Annotated in this window: 17 protein-coding genes and 1 pseudogene; 16 read left to right on the top strand and 2 right to left on the bottom strand. The window is 39.8% G+C overall.

Annotation, left to right across the window (positions count from 1 at the left end; all coding sequences use genetic code 11):
* Window positions 1–26: 26 nt before the first annotated feature.
* Window positions 27–200, bottom strand: a complete 174-nt coding sequence (locus ACEWFH_RS00655; protein ID WP_066239341.1) for a YjcZ family sporulation protein — start codon at window positions 198–200, stop codon at window positions 27–29.
* A 126-nt stretch (window positions 201–326) separates the two neighbouring features.
* Between ACEWFH_RS00655 and ACEWFH_RS00650 the strand changes: the two genes are divergently transcribed.
* From ACEWFH_RS00650 to ACEWFH_RS00640, 3 genes are all read left to right on the top strand, one after another.
* Window positions 327–815, top strand: coding sequence for a DinB family protein (locus ACEWFH_RS00650; RefSeq protein ID WP_473725780.1), 489 nt, complete (start codon window positions 327–329; stop codon window positions 813–815).
* 131 nt (window positions 816–946) lie between these two features.
* Window positions 947–1,447, top strand: a complete 501-nt coding sequence (locus ACEWFH_RS00645) for a metal-dependent hydrolase (protein ID WP_473725779.1) — start codon at window positions 947–949, stop codon at window positions 1,445–1,447.
* The gene (locus tag ACEWFH_RS00640; RefSeq protein ID WP_473725778.1) at window positions 1,447–1,815 is read left to right on the top strand and encodes a hypothetical protein; all 369 of its coding nucleotides are present in this window, start codon (window positions 1,447–1,449) and stop codon (window positions 1,813–1,815) included. The genes ACEWFH_RS00645 and ACEWFH_RS00640 overlap by 1 nt, the downstream gene beginning before the upstream one ends.
* On the opposite strand, the gene ACEWFH_RS00635 is transcribed toward ACEWFH_RS00640, so the two are convergent.
* Window positions 1,770–4,127 carry a transglycosylase domain-containing protein gene (locus ACEWFH_RS00635; RefSeq protein ID WP_473725777.1) on the bottom strand — a complete coding sequence of 786 codons (2,358 nt, stop codon included), beginning with the start codon at window positions 4,125–4,127 and terminating at the stop codon, window positions 1,770–1,772. The genes ACEWFH_RS00640 and ACEWFH_RS00635 overlap by 46 nt on opposite strands.
* Before the next feature lie 220 nt (window positions 4,128–4,347).
* Between ACEWFH_RS00635 and ACEWFH_RS00630 the strand changes: the two genes are divergently transcribed.
* The 13 genes and pseudogenes from ACEWFH_RS00630 to ACEWFH_RS00570 all read left to right on the top strand — a co-directional run bounded on the left by ACEWFH_RS00630 (window position 4,348) and on the right by ACEWFH_RS00570 (window position 16,538).
* On the top strand, window positions 4,348–4,653 hold the full coding sequence (locus ACEWFH_RS00630) for a hypothetical protein (RefSeq protein ID WP_473725776.1): 306 nt from the start codon (window positions 4,348–4,350) through the stop codon (window positions 4,651–4,653).
* A gap of 263 nt (window positions 4,654–4,916) precedes the next feature.
* Entirely contained in the window at window positions 4,917–5,834 is a 918-nt protein-coding gene (locus tag ACEWFH_RS00625; protein WP_473725775.1) for a GNAT family N-acetyltransferase, read from the top strand.
* 51 nt (window positions 5,835–5,885) lie between these two features.
* The gene (locus ACEWFH_RS00620; protein WP_473725774.1) at window positions 5,886–6,497 is read left to right on the top strand and encodes a TetR/AcrR family transcriptional regulator; all 612 of its coding nucleotides are present in this window, start codon (window positions 5,886–5,888) and stop codon (window positions 6,495–6,497) included.
* A 427-nt stretch (window positions 6,498–6,924) separates the two neighbouring features.
* Window positions 6,925–7,470: an RNA polymerase sigma factor SigX gene (locus tag ACEWFH_RS00615; protein ID WP_473725773.1), complete on the top strand. Its 546-nt coding sequence runs from the start codon at window positions 6,925–6,927 to the stop codon at window positions 7,468–7,470.
* Window positions 7,457–7,672, top strand: coding sequence for a hypothetical protein (locus tag ACEWFH_RS00610; protein WP_473725772.1), 216 nt, complete (start codon window positions 7,457–7,459; stop codon window positions 7,670–7,672). The genes ACEWFH_RS00615 and ACEWFH_RS00610 overlap by 14 nt, the downstream gene beginning before the upstream one ends.
* 35 nt (window positions 7,673–7,707) lie before the next feature.
* Window positions 7,708–8,631 (top strand): hypothetical protein, encoded by a 924-nt coding sequence (locus tag ACEWFH_RS00605; RefSeq protein WP_473725771.1) that lies wholly within the window; start codon window positions 7,708–7,710, stop codon window positions 8,629–8,631.
* Window positions 8,632–8,745: 114 nt separating this feature from the next.
* Window positions 8,746–9,204, top strand: coding sequence for a C40 family peptidase (locus ACEWFH_RS00600; RefSeq protein WP_473725770.1), 459 nt, complete (start codon window positions 8,746–8,748; stop codon window positions 9,202–9,204).
* A 398-nt stretch (window positions 9,205–9,602) separates the two neighbouring features.
* The gene (locus tag ACEWFH_RS00595; protein ID WP_473725769.1) at window positions 9,603–12,632 is read left to right on the top strand and encodes an efflux RND transporter permease subunit; all 3,030 of its coding nucleotides are present in this window, start codon (window positions 9,603–9,605) and stop codon (window positions 12,630–12,632) included.
* Between the two features lie 124 nt (window positions 12,633–12,756).
* Window positions 12,757–13,722, top strand: coding sequence for a UV DNA damage repair endonuclease UvsE (gene uvsE, locus ACEWFH_RS00590; protein ID WP_473725768.1), 966 nt, complete (start codon window positions 12,757–12,759; stop codon window positions 13,720–13,722).
* 172 nt (window positions 13,723–13,894) lie between these two features.
* The gene (locus ACEWFH_RS00585; protein ID WP_473725767.1) at window positions 13,895–14,641 is read left to right on the top strand and encodes an SDR family NAD(P)-dependent oxidoreductase; all 747 of its coding nucleotides are present in this window, start codon (window positions 13,895–13,897) and stop codon (window positions 14,639–14,641) included.
* Window positions 14,619–15,643, top strand: a pseudogene (locus ACEWFH_RS00580) (S-adenosylmethionine:tRNA ribosyltransferase-isomerase). The gene ACEWFH_RS00585 and the pseudogene ACEWFH_RS00580 overlap by 23 nt, the downstream one beginning before the upstream one ends.
* A gap of 11 nt (window positions 15,644–15,654) precedes the next feature.
* Complete coding sequence (locus ACEWFH_RS00575) at window positions 15,655–16,020, top strand: VOC family protein (protein WP_473725766.1); 366 nt, start codon at window positions 15,655–15,657, stop codon at window positions 16,018–16,020.
* Window positions 16,021–16,082: 62 nt separating this feature from the next.
* A complete protein-coding gene (locus ACEWFH_RS00570; protein ID WP_473725765.1) occupies window positions 16,083–16,538 on the top strand; it encodes a VOC family protein in 456 nt (151 codons plus the stop codon).
* Window positions 16,539–16,614: the final 76 nt, after the last annotated feature.

The following is a 16,614-nucleotide window of genomic DNA, read 5'->3' as shown; positions in this document are numbered from 1 at the left end:
CAGCAACTCTTGCCTCTTAACTGATACTATCTCAACGTCGCACCGATGATGATGAGAAGGATAAATAGCACGACAATTAAAGCGAAAACTCCGCCACCGCCGTAACCGCCATAGCCATAACCACCATAACCACATGGAGAGCATCCATAACCATATCCTGGGTAACCCCAGTTACGTTGTTGCTGTCTCTTTCCAAACATGCTGTCATTCCTCCTTCTTTCTTGTGCCTTATGCTTTCAACATAGTGTATGTCCCAGGAGAAGGAGTGACATGGACAAAATCCTAATAAAAACGAAAAAGTTTTTTATATCAAGGAGGACAAACTAATGAGTGAAGTGCTTATGGAGTATAGAAATTTTATATATTGGCTGGGACAGCTAAAAGGCTTGCCGGAAGAATATTGGCTTCAACCGATAAAGGAGGACAAGTGGTCGACAGGTGAAATTATAGCTCATATCAAAGCATGGGATATTTTTGTATGGGATGAAAGATTCTTGTATTTTGTAGGTGGATCGAACCTGCCACCGAAAAAAGGTGATGTAGAAGAGATAAACAGAAATGCTGCAAACGAAGCAAGGTCAGGCATCTCTAAAAATGAGCTTATTGATGAAGCGATTGAATGCCGCCTTGTACTATCCAAAAAGCTTGAAGAGTTGCCAAGTGCGATTTGGGAAGAGCAAATCCAAATGGGAAATAGCATAATTACACTATGTGAATATATCAAGGGTATGGTTGATCATGATCAGCATCACAAAATACAAATTGAAGAATTCCTTATGAGTAAAGGGATTGAGCTCAATGAACAAATAGTGTAGACCGGTAGGAAATAACGTCGAATTTCCCCGGAAATTATCTTAGGAAATAATGGTAAGCATTCTAAGAGCTTCTGCCAAGACAGATGCTCTTTTTTCGTTAACATAAAAGAAAAACGAATTAAAGAGGACATATGGATACAGTTACACACACATTATTTGGTTTAACGTTGTATGGTGCTGCTAATAAAATGAATATGGACAAGTCTCATAAGCGGGCTTTGTTATTTACGACGGTTGTTGGGAGTCAAATTCCCGATATTGATGTTGTTGTTAACCTTACTGAAACCGGCCGTATCATGCAGCAGATGTGGCATAGAGGGTTAACGCACTCTTTTTTCCTTATTCCTGTTTGGGGCCTCATTATCTATTTGCTAAGCAGGCTATTATTCAAAGTGAAAGATCGAAGGATTTTTTACTGGGCACTATTAGCTGTGTTTATTCATGACACGAGTGATCTGTTCAACACGTGGGGAACAGGATATATAGAACCTTTATCCAGTTACCGTGTTACGTTTGGTACGATCTCCATCGTTGATTTTGTATTTTGGTTTCTTATGCTTGCTGGATTTATCGTATCTCGGAAAAAGAAGCAGCCAAGCGCTATAAAGTTTTCAGAGTGGTGTGGCTTTTAATGATTGCTCACGTTGCTGTTCAATCGATTCAAGGTTATGTCATTTATACTGAGGCAAAAGATAAGTACGAAGATGTAGCTTTAGCAGCGGGTTTTGTTCCAACACAGTTTCAAGTGATCGGGAAAAAGGGCAATGAAGTAGAAATCGTGAAAGATAGTATTTTTATTGAGCCGAAATTGGAACACCGCTTAGTTTCAAGTGATGATGCAGACTTAGAACCGCTTTTTGAAGAAAATCCCCGGGCAAAGACTCTTTACGAATGGTCGCCGTTTGTAGTGGTAGTTGAAGAAGAAGGGAAACTAGGGATTTACGACCCTCGATTTTATCGTAATGGAGAATCATTTTTGTATGAGTTCATAGAAAAGTAACCCGCTATATTAGACGGGTTACTTTTTCGTTTACTCTGTTGTTTGTGTACTTGTTGTACCTGTTGTTCCGGCCCCTGTCCCACTTGTATCTTCCTCAGGAGGAGGATCCGTTGGAGGTGGTTCAGTAGGGGGAGGTTCAGTAGGCGGCGGTTCAGTAGGAGGTGGCTCAGGTGGAGGCGGCGGCTCCGTTGGAGGATCCTCTGGTTTAGGATCTGTTCCTGTTCCTGGCTCACCTGGATTATCATCTTGTGGTGGAGGAGGATCTGCCTTATCATCTTTTGGTGGAGGCTGCTCCGTCTCTTTTTCTTCATCCTTTTTTCTTCTTGTTTTTTATCTTTTTTCTTTTCCTCTTTTTGCTTTTTATCTTTTTCTTTAGATTCCTGTTTTTTAGGTGTTTTTTTAGATTTAGGTGGAGCTGTCATTTCTTTTAGTGATGTACCTTTAACGATAAGCTCTTTTACAATGTTAGAACCATTTTCGCTTTTAGAGATATAACCCGTGTCCTTATTGATATAAACTTCCTCAACAGACTTCGGTTTCGTAAATCCAGCTGTCTTTTTATCTTTTGACACTTCAGAAACAATGGATTTAAAGATATACTTTGCGATTTTTTGGTCTTCTGGTGTTAAATAGTTTTCTGCGGTTGTTTTGTCATAGCCAGTCCAAACGGCTGCTGTGTAATTTGTTGTATAGCCCGCAAACCATGAGTCACTGGAACCTTTTTCACTATCAATTCCTTCAGGCAAGTTTGTCGTTCCGGTTTTTCCTGCTACCTCTAAACCAGGGATGGCCGCCAGCGTTCCCGTCCCACGAGTAACCGCATCTTTTAACATATCGGTAATCATGTATGCTGTGTAATCATGCATAGCTGCTACAGGCTTGGATTCGTATTTTGCTTCTAAACCGTCAGGATATTTAACTTTTCGAAGCGTCGTAGGTTTATGGTAAACACCTTGGTTGCCAAATGCGGTATAAGCTCCTGCAAGTTCTAGAGGGGATGGGCCATTTCCAAACCCGCCGATTGCATATGCTGGATAAGCGTTTTTAATCGGAATGCCTAACTGCTGTGCAAAATTAACGGCATCTTCAGAACCAACCTCCATAAAGGTTTTTATTGCAGGAATGTTGTAAGACTTTACGAGTGCTTCACGCATAGAAACATCACCATGAAACTCGTCGTCCCAGTTTCCGGCTTCCCAACCATCGATTTCTAATTCTTCGTCTTTTATCTGTTTATACGTAGACCACTTAAACTTTTCTATCGCGGGGCCATAATCCAATATTGGTTTTATGGTCGATCCCGGCTGGCGCTTTGTATCTGTTGCATAATTGAATCCTTTTTCAACATTCTGGTCACCGTTTGTTCGATTTCCGCCTAACGCACGAATTACGCCGGTCTTTGTATCTAGAAGAGCTACGCCGGCTTTAAACTTATCGCTCGGGTATTTTACAAATTCTTCTGTAGACAATACTTTCTCGGTATGAGCTTGTGCTTTTGGATCAAGGGTTGTATAGATTTTTAACCCACCTTCATAGATGGCTCGTTCAGAAACCCCTTTTTCTTTTAACTCCTTTATGACTTGCTGAATAAAAGCGTCATACTTTAATCGCTGCGCTTTTTCTTTCGCAAGTGAATCGGTTACTGGGGTGTTTACAGCCTCTTCCTTTTGCTGCTTTGTTATTGCACCGTTTTTGTACATAAGCTGCAGTACGGTATTGCGTCTTTCTTCTGCAACTTTAGGATGGAGAAAAGGATCATAGCTGCTTGGCCGTTGAGGCAATCCTGCGAGAAGAGCTGCTTCGGCAGGTGTTAAATCTTTTAATGGCTTATTGAAATACGTTTTAGAAGCGGTCGCAACACCATAAGCTCCGCTGCCAAAGTAAATCTTGTTTAAATACATCTCCAGAATTTCGTCTTTTGTGTACTTCCGTTCGAGTTGAATAGCAAGGTAGGCTTCTTGTACTTTTCGTTCAATCGTTTTGTCTGAAGATAATACACTGTTTTTAACGACTTGTTGAGTGATCGTGCTGGCACCTTCTGCACCAAAACCATCTTGGACATTGGCTACGGCAGCTCCGACGATTCGCTTTACGTCGATTCCCATGTGTTCTTTAAATCGGACATCTTCTGTTGAAATGAAAGCTTGTTGAACCAGTTCTGGAATATCATTGATTTTTGCATATTCTCTTCGTTCAGAGCCAGTTACATACGTAATAAATTCGTCATTCATGTCATAGATCATGGATGACTTTGGATCTTGTAAGTCTTCTTCTGTCAGTTTCGGAGTACCGTTTACATATGCGTAAATCATGGCGCCGCCGAATGTCACGCTGGATAAGAAAAAATTAAAGTAATAATTGCGGTTCGCCGAATCCAAAGCGAGCGTTTCTTTTGCTGACGAAGCTCTGTTCTTTTCGCCACAGCACTCTTCCTTTCTTTAGGGTACTATCCTTGATTTACCCAATACTTGTATAAATAAAACAGTTTATAAAATGATAGGAGGGGTATTCGATTAAGAGAGGAGTGATTTTATGAAAACACAGACGAAAGAGAGAGCACAGATTATTTACTCCATGTTAGAAGAAATTCATCGAAACGAGAATGTAAGTGAAGATCAGATTAATAAGTTAACCGAGGTAGCGCAACTATTAAAAGAAGATGTAGAAATAGGAAAGAAGACATCAGGAGTATTAGATGATCTGACTGAATTTGGTGAAAAAGCATTGCAATTATCATCAGAACAACAATTGAATGACTATATCAAACAAGAAGAACAAAAAATAGAAGAGTATTATGAACATTTCAAGATGCTGTTTGAAGAAAATCCATCATACTGAACAGAAAAAGCTGATTCAAGAGGTACACAACGTCCTTTTGATCAGTTTTTTTATTTGGGCATGATGTATTTTCCTTTTCTTTCGTGCTGTGCGTGAAACAGGGTGAGTTTGAGCGAACGTGTAATAAATATAAGAACACATAAAAGTTAACTAGGGGATCAAAGTTTTGTCGAACGAATCTGTTGGTCATTTTTGAAGTTTTTTAATAAAATTTAATAAAACGACCAGTCGTTTTTGAAATTTATATTCAAGGAGTGATCACAGTGTTAGTCATCAAACGGTTTAGTGAGTTATCTTTCAATGAAGCCATCTCGTTATGGAATGAATCATGGAAACATTATTTTTCCGATATGACGATGGATCTTAATCGTTTTTTGCAGAAGATAGCGGGAGAAGGCATTTCCTTAGAAAAATCGGTTGTAGCGGTTTACGATGGTAAACTTGCAGGGTTCGTGCTCAACAGCTTCCGAACGATTAATGGTAAACGTTATGTGTGGAACGGCGGCACAGCGATCGCTCCTGATTTTAGAGGAATGGGTATTGGCAAAAAGTTAATCACTGTATGCCTAAATATATATGAAGAAGAAAATGTGGATATAGCGAGGCTTGAAGCCATTAAACAAAATGAAGCAGCGATTAAGCTATATAAGAAGATGGGCTATCAAATTTTTGAAGAACTAACCTTTCTGCAACATGAAGGTTCATTTTCAAGCCTAAAAGAAAGAAGTACAGATATACCCGTAAGAGAGGTAAGCATGCAGGAGATCCAAGCGCTATCTTTTTATAAGCCTGTTACAGCCTGGCAGACGCAGTTTCCAAGTTTAAAAGATTTTACATGTTTGCTGGCGATCAAGAATGATACTCCGTTAGGTTACGTGGTTTATAAAAAGGGATATAAAGAGACTGGAGAGCTTGCAGGAATCGTACTTTATCAGTGCGAAACGGACTCACATCATCTAAACGAACAAGAAATCGTTGCTTCCCTTGTTCAAAATGCATTCGCTCCATTAGATGCAGCAGTTAAAAGAATCACCATGAACATACCGAAAAAAGATAACGCATTAAACGCTTTGTTAACAGAATTTGGATTCACTACTTTAGTTGAACAAGTGCATATGGAACGCCCTATAATAGTAAAGAGTGATACACAGGGTGTGAAAATTTTTTCCGAAATAGACTGAAAACTCTGTTATACTTATCTAGGAAGACGTGTCATAAATGGAGGAAGCATCATGCCTAAAGTTTCAGCTCAGTATAAAGAAGAGAAACGCAATCAGATCCTTGAGAGCGCCTTAAAATGCTTCGGTGAAAAAGGGTATCAAGCTACGATTATTGATGATATTGTAAAAGACTCAAACATTAGCAAAGGTGCAATCTATAACTATTTTGCCAGCAAAGAGGAGATCTATCTGCAGCTATTAAAGCAGCGTACAGATCGTTTCTTTGAAGATATGGAACAAGAGAACGCTTCTCTTACAAGTGCTAACGCGAAACTTGCTAATTTGTTTAAACGTTTTAAAAAGCAAGAGTTAAAAGAAGATGATCAGCAGACGATGCGAGTTTACATTGAATTCTGGCTCTATGGATCAAGGCAAGACGATCTAAAGTCCATTCTTGCGGAAAGATACAATAGATTCATTGATTACATCGTGAAAATTATCGTTGAGGGCCAGGAAGCTGGAGAGATCAATGAAAAATTAGACCCTCAAAATATTTCACGCATCTTTTGGGCGGTACGAGATGGTAATGTTCTTCACTATTCGTTTTTAGGTGAAGAAGAACAGTATCGCAACGCCTGGGATACCATTGAAGAAATGTTTTTAAGCTATGTAAAAAATAAATAATATCAAGGCACCAGATTTTCTTGGTGCCTTTTATTGTTCTTAAAAAGGAGTAGTACTGATTATAATGTGGCGATATAAACCAAAATGTCAATAAATGAGTTAAACTGGCTAAATTATAGTCATAATTCAGGAAAATAATTTCATATTCGGTCAAATTATTGAAGAAATCTTTCAAATTATTGGTCTTAGCATCAGTTCTTTATAATTGGACCCCGATCTATCTGAACCTACTAAGTTAATAAAACGAAATAAGTTAATGACTGGCTGGTTTTGTCTAAGCAGAACCTCTTTTGTTGGTAATTATCGACAAATTGGTCCTATCGAGATACGCAAAATAGGAGTAGACTTAGTAGTAACACGTTTGTAATGTAACTTTTTATGAGTAAATACGACTACATAATTACATAGAGACAGGGGGCCATCTGAAGTGAAAGAAACGTTTGACCGGTTGTACGACGAGTATCATACAGCGCTATTTCAATTTCTTTTTTATATGGTACGAAACCGTGAATCGGCAGAAGATCTTGTACAAGAAGTTTATATCCGGGTATTAAACGCATATGAAAGTTTTGAAGGCAAGAGTTCAGAAAAAACATGGTTGTATTCTATTGCCAGGCACGTGGCCATTGACTGGCTGAGAAAACAATCAAGACGCAATAAACGATTTCTATTCTTTGATATTAAAGAGAGCGAGAGTGTACTGCGAGATCAGGATCCCCTTCCAGAAGAGTTAGTTGCAAAGAAAGAGTCTTATCGAGATTTATACAAAATGATGAAATGCTGTTCACTGGATCAGCAACAAGTGCTTGTACTTCGGTACATTCAGTCATTATCGATCTCAGAAACTGCGCAAATTTTAAGTTGGACCGAAAGTAAAGTGAAGACCACCCAGCACCGGGCTATAAAAGAATTGCGCAAATGGCTGGATCAGCAACCGGGCCTGGAGGAGGAATTGAAAGATGGAACCAATTAAGTGGAACGATGAAAACATTGAACAGCATCTTAAGTATATGCCCCCTATAAAAGATCGCCAATCCAAGCAAGAGCTCTTTCTTAAGGTTCAGGCAAAGATTGAATATAAACAGCAAAAAGGAAAAAACTACCCACGTGGAGTCTTCCTGCACTTGCAACAGCATGTGCACTCGTACTATTTGGCATCTTTGTACCGGATCTAATGAAGAATGGCGGACAAAAGATGGAGAATTCCAAAATGGCACAACATGATGGTGATATGGAAGCAAAATCAGCTTATGACTCTGCTGAAGGTAATGATAAAAATACTGTAGGTATCATGAAATCAGAAACAGCTGTTGCCTATCACGCTCCCCTATTGAAAAAAGACATTGAATTATCCAATAAAGATTGGGTAACGATAGGTTATCTCGATGAGCAGGCACAGCTTGTTATACCCGTGAGCTTTATGGCAGACAAGGATTATTATTTGAATAAGGTGAACGATCAGCTTCAAACGTTCAACCCAAGTGATGCTGGCTTAGTGGATAGTCCTTTAATAAAAGCTAAAATAACAGAAGAAGAAGAAACAATCATTGTTGATTTTCCGCCAGGATCGGTAAATGAAGCAGAAGAGCCATTGTTACAGGCATTAATTTCAATGACATTCGCAAACGAAGGGCAAAAAGCAAAGGTGGAATTTAGAACAAATGGGCAGCCGGGTTATGAATTCCCGCGCTTTGGTCCTGTTACAAAGTGGGATCTAACCGTTCCTGGAGCTCCTCACTACGGTTACGATGCACCATCAAGTGATGCTTTTATCGTTAGTCTGTTCTCAACAGGTCAAAATGCGGATACAATGCCAAAGGAGTTTGAAGACGCTCTTGAAATGATGGATGATGATCAAGAGCGCGGACTTAAACCGCTTTTGCCTAAGGACATTACTTTTGGAGTAAAAGAGATCAACGAGGATTATGTTGAGATTACTTTTCCAGATACGATTAAGCTCTCTGCTGACAATACTGAGGATGTCATGATGATTGATGCAATTCTACTAACGGCTGAAAGTTACGGATACGATTCTGTGAAATTTAATAATACAAAACTAGATACAATAGGTCCCTATCATTTGAATAAACCGATTGAAGGAGTAACCGGAACCAACTTTTATCATTACCAATAGATTGTCGAAAAAGGCTGCAATTTGCAGTCTTTTTCTTTTGGAAAGTTAGTAACTTTGCCTCTCAGCCCATCGACTAATAGAGTGTAAGAGTGAATTTTAGAGAGGATGTTAAACATGAAACGTATTTTAGTAGCATTTGTTTCATTAGGGCTCGCAACCATGTTGATCTTAGGCGGTGTATCAGCAGCTAAAGCATCTCCATCCTATGACCAAGAAGTAACAGAGACTGCTAAACTCTATAAAGGAATTCCTTTTAAATGGGGAGGAACGACACCAAAAGGGTTTGATGCATCTGGTTTTACAAAATATATCTATAAAACAACCGTGGTAAACAAGAACTTGCCGCGCACATCAGCTGAACAATACAAAGGCGGGAAAGCTGTTGCAAAAGGAAGTGAAAAACTAGGAGATCTTGTTTTCTTTAAAACGGACGGAAAAAGCGTTTCTTTTGTAGGGATCTATTTGGGGAACAAAGAGTTTATTGCTGCCACTTCTAAAGGGGTACGGATTCAGTCTCTTAATACGAAATATTGGAAAGATGCTTATGTAGGAGCTAAAAGATATCTGCCGTAAATTTAGTGTCTGGAGCCCTTAACTAAAGATTGTAGCTCAAAGCTAATTGTGTTCCTTCTCATCATTGATAGGGTGATTGGAGTGGAAGGTGTGAGACTCTAGGCTAGGACAGGCGGGCAGGTGAGACACTTAAGAGTGAAACGTACGAATGTGGCTCACCGCTTGCCCCGCGGAAAGCGAAGCACCTGTAACGGAAATCAACCAGCTTAAATAGTATTGATGAACTGTCCTCGACGTTGAGGGCAGTTTTTTGTAGGAAATCTTCTAGTTTTGTATATTTGGTAAATTTTTATAAATGTTACTTGTTTTTCCTTATAGGACGTACTACAATATCCAAGTATTATAATTAAACGCAGGCCTTATTTACTAATAAAGGCAGCAGGGGATGGAGGAAGGAAATGTTGAAACTGACCTGGTTTTCTTTGAAAAACCGCTCAGCCATCGTGATTATGTGTTTGTTGATTTCTGCATTAGGGGTGTATGCAGGACAGCGCTTACCGATGGAGTTTTTGCCGAGCATTGATAATCCGATGGTTACCGTCACAACTTTAGCAGATGGAATGGGTTCAGAAACGATGACTGATACCATTACAGAACCGATGGAACAAGACCTTCGCCATATAAAAGGTGTTGATACGATTACATCTGTATCTGGGCAAGGAATTTCAAAGATCGATCTAACGTTTGATATGGATTCGGATATGAAAGAAGCTGCTGCAGAGGTAGAGCGAAAGACAAACAACTTCCCACTGCCAGAAGGGGTTAACAAACCTTACGTAATTCAATTGAATACGTCCATGATTCCGATCATGGATCTAACGCTTAATAAAGACGGTGCATTTACAACCCAAGATTATAAGCTGATTGAAGAGGAAGTCATTCCACAGCTTGAAAGTGTTGAAGGGGTTTCCGATGTAGCGTTATACGGAAAAGCTACTCGTGAAATAACTCTGCAACTCGATAGCACTAAGCTTCTTGAGAAAAAAGTAGCCGCGCCACAAATCATGGCTGCACTTCAAGGAAAAGATGTTTCACTTCCCGCGGGAGATGTAACGCTTGAAGATAAAACGAACACGCTCCGAGTAGTGGGTGAGATGAAAGACTTGGAAGCATGGAAAAACATCGCCGTTGCTCCAGGTGTTTTATTAAGAGATGTGGCAGAATTAAAAGATGAACAACGCTTAGAGTCCTTTACACATGTTGACGGAAAAGACGCTATGTATATGTCCGTTACGAAAGAAGCAAGCGCAAACGCCGTTCAAATCGGCGATGATGTCCGTGAAAAAATGAAAGAAATCAATAAGCAATACGGAGATTCGTTTAAACTGAATGTTTTTTACGCAACTTCAGATTCTGTATACGATTCTGTGATGAGCATGGCAAAAGAAGTAGCATTAGGAGCACTTTTTGCATCCGTTGTCATCTTGCTTTTCCTTCGTCACTTTAAGTCAACCGTCATTGCTGTTATCAGTATTCCGCTTTCTATTTGTTTAACGCTCTTTTTGCTGCACCAATCAGGCATCACACTGAACGTATTAACGCTTGGTGGTCTAGCGGTTGCAGTCGGACGATTAGTAGATGATAGTATCGTAGTAATCGAGAATATTTTCCGTCGGTTACAAACGGGTGAACGATCTAAAGAATTAATTGTAGATTCTGTAAGAGAAGTAGCGAAAGCAATCACCTCCTCAACAATTACAACGATTGCTGTGTTCCTGCCAGTCGGTTTAGTTGAAGGCGCACTTGGTGTGTTCTTCCTGCCGTTCGCATTGACGATGGTGTATTCTCTTTTAGCATCTTTACTCGTAGCTCTGACAGTTGTACCTTTAATGAGTTACAAAATGCTCAAAAACGTTAAAGAACATACCTCAAAACCGCCAAGACGCTACTTAAAAATCTTGAATTGGTCACTGAACCATAAATGGATCGTAAGCGGAATTTGTGTTTTGCTTTTCGCAGGATCTATCGCACTTTATGCTGTGATGCCTGCAGGTTCAATGGCATCTTCTGATGAGAGTATGGTGAACGTTAGCATTGAATATCCAGAAGACACTTCACTGGATACTGTTAAATCAGGCACATATAAACTAGAAGAATATATTAATAACTCTAATGATGTGACGGCAAGCTACTCACAGGTTGGGGTTTCAAGTGAAATGGCACAATGGGGAGCAGCTCAAGGGAACAATATTGCAAGACTTGTTGCCAAGATGAAAAAAGGAGCAGACACAGAAAAGTTTGTAGAAGAAATTAAAGCATTAGAGAAAGAGTATGCGCCAGCTACCATTTCAGCGGGTATGGCAAGTATGATGGGTGGAAGCTCAGATGCTATTACCTTGAACATTACAGCTGAAAAACAAGCTGATCTTGCCCCAATGGCTGAAAAACTTACGGCGAAACTTAAGGACGTAAAAGGTCTTGAAAATGTTCAATCTAACAATGAAGACTTGAAGAATGAGTGGATCTTAAATGTAGATCAAAGTAAAGCGCAGGCATCAGGCTTAACACCAGCTGAAGTTGCACAGCAAGTCAGAGGATTAACAGGAAAGAGTCCGGTTGGACAGATTACAATAGATGATATCAAACTTCCGGTAATGATGAGTTACGATTTAAGTAACGTAAAAAATCGTGATGATCTATTGAAAACGACGATTCTTTCGCCTGTAAAAGGACCATTGCTATTAAAAGATGTAGCAGACTTAAAGCTTCAACCTGCAAAATCACAAATTTTCCGTAAAGACGGCAAAGAATATTTGCAAGTTACGGGAATCATCACAGATAAAAACGTGAAGAAAGTAAATGCGGATGTTGCATCGATTCTAAAAGACATCGATAAACCAGCTGGTGTTTCCGTTGCTTTAGGCGGAGTAGGTGAAGAGATGAACGAACAGTTTATGGATCTATTCTTAACGATGGGTGCTGCCATTTTGATCGTTTACTTAATCATGGTTATCACATTTGGCCAGGCGCGCGCACCATTTGCGATCCTATTCTCACTTCCGTTCGCAGCAGTCGGTGCAGTTTTAGCGCTTGTTATTACACGCATCCCAGTAGACATTTCCTCACTAATAGGTGCACTTATGCTGATCGGTATCGTTGTAACCAATGCGATCGTGTTCATCGACCGCGTTCAGCAGCAGCGTGAAAAAGGATTAAGTGTAAGGGAATCTATTTTAGAAGCGGGATCTACCCGATTGCGCCCAATCTTAATGACAGCTGTTGCAACAATATGCGCAATGCTTCCATTGATGTTTGGCGAAGAAAGCGGCAGTCTTGTATCAAAGAGCTTGGCGATCGTTGTAATCGGCGGTCTATCAGTATCAACCCTACTTACACTCGTTGTGGTGCCGGTAATCTATGAGATGCTCGCTAACATCGGAAATCTCTTTAAACGTAAAAAGAAAAAGCAGGCTGAGAAAGCAGCTTAAACGTTGTGGATAAGACCATCCAAGTGCCGAAAAGAGGCATTTGGGTGGTTTTTTGTTAGGTGGGTTTGGTTAGACTCCGTATCAATAGGGTCATACTGTTAACGATGAAAACGAGGTGTGACAGATGACCATTATTAAACTTGGATTCGTAGCGATGAGCATGGAACTGCAAAATGCATCTCCATCAAAAACGATGACATATAAACAATTCAGCCAGCTGCAAAATAGAGAAGCGGGATTAAGGAAACTAGAGCGCATATCGCTTGCCAATATAACCAATACGCTCAGAGTTCTAAAGCATGCGGTGGCAAATGATATTACGTTTTACCGGATGACATCCCGCATCATTCCGCTGGCGAATCATCAAGAACTGCTAGATTGGGATTATATCAGTCCATTAACAGATGCACTTCATGAAATGGGACAATACGCAAAACAACATAACATGAGACTAGATTTTCATCCCGACCATTTTGTGCTGATCAATTCTCCGAAAATAGAGATTTTAAAAAACTCTCTCAAAACATTACAGCTTCACTATAAACTTTTAAAAAATATGGATATCGACACAGAACATCGGTGCGTTATGCATGTAGGTGGAAATTATAAAGAAACAGATGTCGCCCTTGAACGGTTTGTGCAGAACTGGGGAAGTGTCCCTTTACCAATCCAGAAAATGATTATGCTTGAGAATGATGACACGTCTTTTACGATGGCAGACGCACTGTATCTTTGTGAAAAGCTTCAAATTCCACTCGTATTTGATTACCATCATCATTTGGCATTTCACCATGATGAAAACTGGATACAGCACTGGCCGCGTGTAGTTGATACGTGGAAACGATCACCGCTTCCGTTAAAAATGCATATCTCCAGTCCAAAGAGTGAGAAGCAATTTAGAAATCATGCAGACTTTGTCGATGCAGAAATGTTTTTTGACTTCTTAAAAGAAGTTAAAGGCAGCGTTAACGAGATTCACTGCATGATTGAATCAAAGAAAAAGGATTTAGCACTTTTTCAACTTATGAGAGAAATAAAGGAAAGATCAGACGTAGAAATAATAGATGGTGCATCATTTCGACTGAAATAAACCTTTGCTGAGGCAGAGGTTTTTTTATTTTCCGGGAAATTTGTCGAAAGATTTGTAAAACAAAGACATTGACGAATCAAAAGGCTTAAAACTATAATAAACATACTTAGTAAACATAAATGTATAAAAAGTATATGATAAAAAATAAAAACAATCTCGAGGAGGAACATACATGAAAAAAGTAGCCATGATTACAGGAGCATCAAAAGGATTAGGGAAAGCCCTTACACTATATTTTGCACGTGAAGGTTATGACTTAGCGATCTGTTCAAGAAACGAAGAGGCAATTGAAAATACAAAAAAAGAAGCCGAAAAGCTGGGGGCGGATGTTTTAGCGATACGTGCAGATATGTCAAAAGCAAAAGATGTGGAGCGGTTTGTTGCACTAACTGAAGAGTACTTCGGCAAATTAGAAGTCTTGATCAACAACGCTTCAATCCTAGGACCTAGCCCTATGCCATACTTACTCGATTACCCGGAACAAGATTTTGAAGAAGTTCTCCGCGTAAACACGATCGGTCCATTTTTAGTAACAAGAAGAGTGATTCCACTCATGCTTCAAAAACAGCAAGGAAGCATCATTAACATCACATCAGAAGCTGGGTCAACAGGATATGCAGGGTGGGGTGCTTATGGCATCTCGAAATTTGCACTTGAAGGACTTACAGAAACATGGGCAGAGGAAGTTAGCGAGTCAGGTGTTCGTGTCAACATGGTTGACCCTGGTGAAATGGATACAGATATGCATGAGCTTGCCGTACCAGATTGTGATTACGAGCTTGCGAAACCAGAGGACATAACAGCAGTATTCGGCTACTTAGCATCTGACGCATCCTCTCATATTACAGGAAAGCGTTTCGAAGCACAGTCCTTTCAATTAGAGGGAGTGAATTTTAATGGAATCAGCCATGAAGTTTGAACTTCCGGATGAACTAAATGCAAAGCAGCCACCAGAAAGACGTGGATTGCGCAGAGATTATGTAAAAATGATGGTGCTCGACAAAACAACAGGCCAAACCAATCACACGCAGTTTTATCAGCTGGATCGTTTTTTGAAAAAAGGGGACCTGCTTGTACTTAACGCAAGCCGCACCGTTCCAGCGGTTTTAAAAAGCAAGAAAGAACTGGACGGAACAGAGGTTGAGATCAGGCTTGCTCACAGAAAAAATGATTCCATATGGGTAGCGCTGCCGGTTAGCGGTAACGTGAAGAAAGATGACGTGATTCGTTTTTCGCCGACATTAACAGCAACTATTATTGAGCAAACCGACGATACACCTTTTGTATCACTAGCTTTTAATCTATGCTGCTCCTCTCTTTTTAACCAGATTTATGATTTAGGAGAGCCGGTAAGATACGAGTACATTCAGGAACCTTGGAATCTAGACTACTATCAAACGGTTTTTGCCACAATACCAGGTTCCGTTGAAATGCCTTCTGCGGGTCGGGCGTTCAGCTGGGAGCTAATGTTCCGTCTGCAAAAAAGGGAGTGAAGATTGCTTATATTACCCTTCACACAGGACTTAGTTACCTGCTTGATGACAAGTGGCATAAAGGACCTGATACGAACTTTGAAAACTATGAAGTGCCAAAAGAAACGGCTGAGCTTATTTTAGAAACGAAGCGTGCAGGCGGCAGAATCATCGCAGTCGGTACAACGGTTGTAAGGACTTTGGAAACTGTCGCCCTCGAAAAAGAGATGTTGCAGGCAGCAAGCGGCTGGACCAATCTATATATAACTAAAAATACGAAACTCCAAGTGTGTGATGGTTTGATTACTGGCATGCATGAACCGGAAGCGAGTCATCTTCAGCTGCTATCGGCTTTTGTGGATTGTGAAAAACTATATAACGCTTATAACGATGCGATTCATCAACGCTATCTCTGGCACGAGTTTGGCGACATGAATCTAATCTTGTAAAGAAGGAAATCATGATGCTGCATCATATCGGCCTCTTTGTAAGTGATATGAAAAGGTCTAGTGAATTTTACGATAAGATTCTACCCGTTCAAGAGAAAGAAAGTATCATCTGGAACGATACAGAGCTAGTCTTTTTAATAGGAGAGGGGTTTCAGCTTGAATTAATACCTAATGCGGATAATCATGCTTCATGCAGCCATATCGCTTTTAGCGTGACCTCTGTTACGGAGAAAATAAAAGAACTAACTCAAGCGGCGGGAATCTTTCCAACAGATGGACCTTATAACCTTCCGAACGGTTGGAGAACTGTCTTTTATGAAGGGCCAGATGGTGAAGAAATTGAATTTATACAGACGGCAAAACCCTCAACAGTCTAGTTATTATCCTAAAGAAATGAATAGAAGAACATATTTTGATACAGTTAAGAAGGAGCAACCCAATGATTAAAGGACTATATGAAGCACATTTACCTGTCAGTAATCTTATGAAGTCTATTGAGTTTTATAAGAAATTAGATTTAGAAATAGCCTATCAACAAGAAAATTTAGTGTTTTTCTGGATTGAGAAAGGAAGAAGTTGGTTGGGCTTATGGGAAACAGAGAAGGTTAAAACTCCTTACCATCCATCGTTAAGACATATTGCTTTTCAAATTGATAGAGATAATATGCTAAGCATTAAGAGATGGTTAGAAGAAAGGGATATAGACGTCTCCACTAATTTTGGATATCCACCCGAAAAACAACCACTAGTATTACCTAATAACCCACAAGCTCACGCAGCAATTTATTTTAAAGATCCAGATGGTAATAGCATTGAGTTGATTGCTCCGTTAAGATTGGATTTTAAAGAAGAATTTAAAATGATGACATTAGAAGAATGGAATCAAACAAAATAGATTAGTCCTCTACCAAAGACATAATTGTTAAATTTGATTGGAGTGAAAGTTGGGAGACTCCTGTGGGATGAGCGGG

It is taken from the genome of Fictibacillus sp. EA-CB0309, assembly GCF_055814265.1.
Note: the sequence above shows the minus strand (reverse complement) of the source record. Positions and strands in the feature narration are given on the sequence as shown.

What these genes read in the sequence shown, in the direction of transcription:
- ACEWFH_RS00595 (WP_473725769.1), top strand. Translation starts at nt 9,603, where the DNA reads ATGTTGAAACTGACCTGGTTTTCTTTGAAAAACCGCTCAGCCATCGTG.
- ACEWFH_RS00640 (WP_473725778.1), top strand. Translation starts at nt 1,447, where the DNA reads ATGATTGCTCACGTTGCTGTTCAATCGATTCAAGGTTATGTCATTTAT.
- ACEWFH_RS00600 (WP_473725770.1), top strand. Translation starts at nt 8,746, where the DNA reads ATGAAACGTATTTTAGTAGCATTTGTTTCATTAGGGCTCGCAACCATG.
- ACEWFH_RS00575 (WP_473725766.1), top strand. Translation starts at nt 15,655, where the DNA reads ATGATGCTGCATCATATCGGCCTCTTTGTAAGTGATATGAAAAGGTCT.
- ACEWFH_RS00610 (WP_473725772.1), top strand. Translation starts at nt 7,457, where the DNA reads ATGGAACCAATTAAGTGGAACGATGAAAACATTGAACAGCATCTTAAG.
- ACEWFH_RS00630 (WP_473725776.1), top strand. Translation starts at nt 4,348, where the DNA reads ATGAAAACACAGACGAAAGAGAGAGCACAGATTATTTACTCCATGTTA.
- ACEWFH_RS00655 (WP_066239341.1), bottom strand. Translation starts at nt 200, where the DNA reads ATGTTTGGAAAGAGACAGCAACAACGTAACTGGGGTTACCCAGGATAT.
- ACEWFH_RS00570 (WP_473725765.1), top strand. Translation starts at nt 16,083, where the DNA reads ATGATTAAAGGACTATATGAAGCACATTTACCTGTCAGTAATCTTATG.
- ACEWFH_RS00605 (WP_473725771.1), top strand. Translation starts at nt 7,708, where the DNA reads ATGGCACAACATGATGGTGATATGGAAGCAAAATCAGCTTATGACTCT.
- uvsE (WP_473725768.1), top strand. Translation starts at nt 12,757, where the DNA reads ATGACCATTATTAAACTTGGATTCGTAGCGATGAGCATGGAACTGCAA.
- ACEWFH_RS00620 (WP_473725774.1), top strand. Translation starts at nt 5,886, where the DNA reads ATGCCTAAAGTTTCAGCTCAGTATAAAGAAGAGAAACGCAATCAGATC.
- ACEWFH_RS00585 (WP_473725767.1), top strand. Translation starts at nt 13,895, where the DNA reads ATGAAAAAAGTAGCCATGATTACAGGAGCATCAAAAGGATTAGGGAAA.
- ACEWFH_RS00645 (WP_473725779.1), top strand. Translation starts at nt 947, where the DNA reads ATGGATACAGTTACACACACATTATTTGGTTTAACGTTGTATGGTGCT.
- ACEWFH_RS00635 (WP_473725777.1), bottom strand. Translation starts at nt 4,127, where the DNA reads ATGATTTACGCATATGTAAACGGTACTCCGAAACTGACAGAAGAAGAC.
- ACEWFH_RS00650 (WP_473725780.1), top strand. Translation starts at nt 327, where the DNA reads ATGAGTGAAGTGCTTATGGAGTATAGAAATTTTATATATTGGCTGGGA.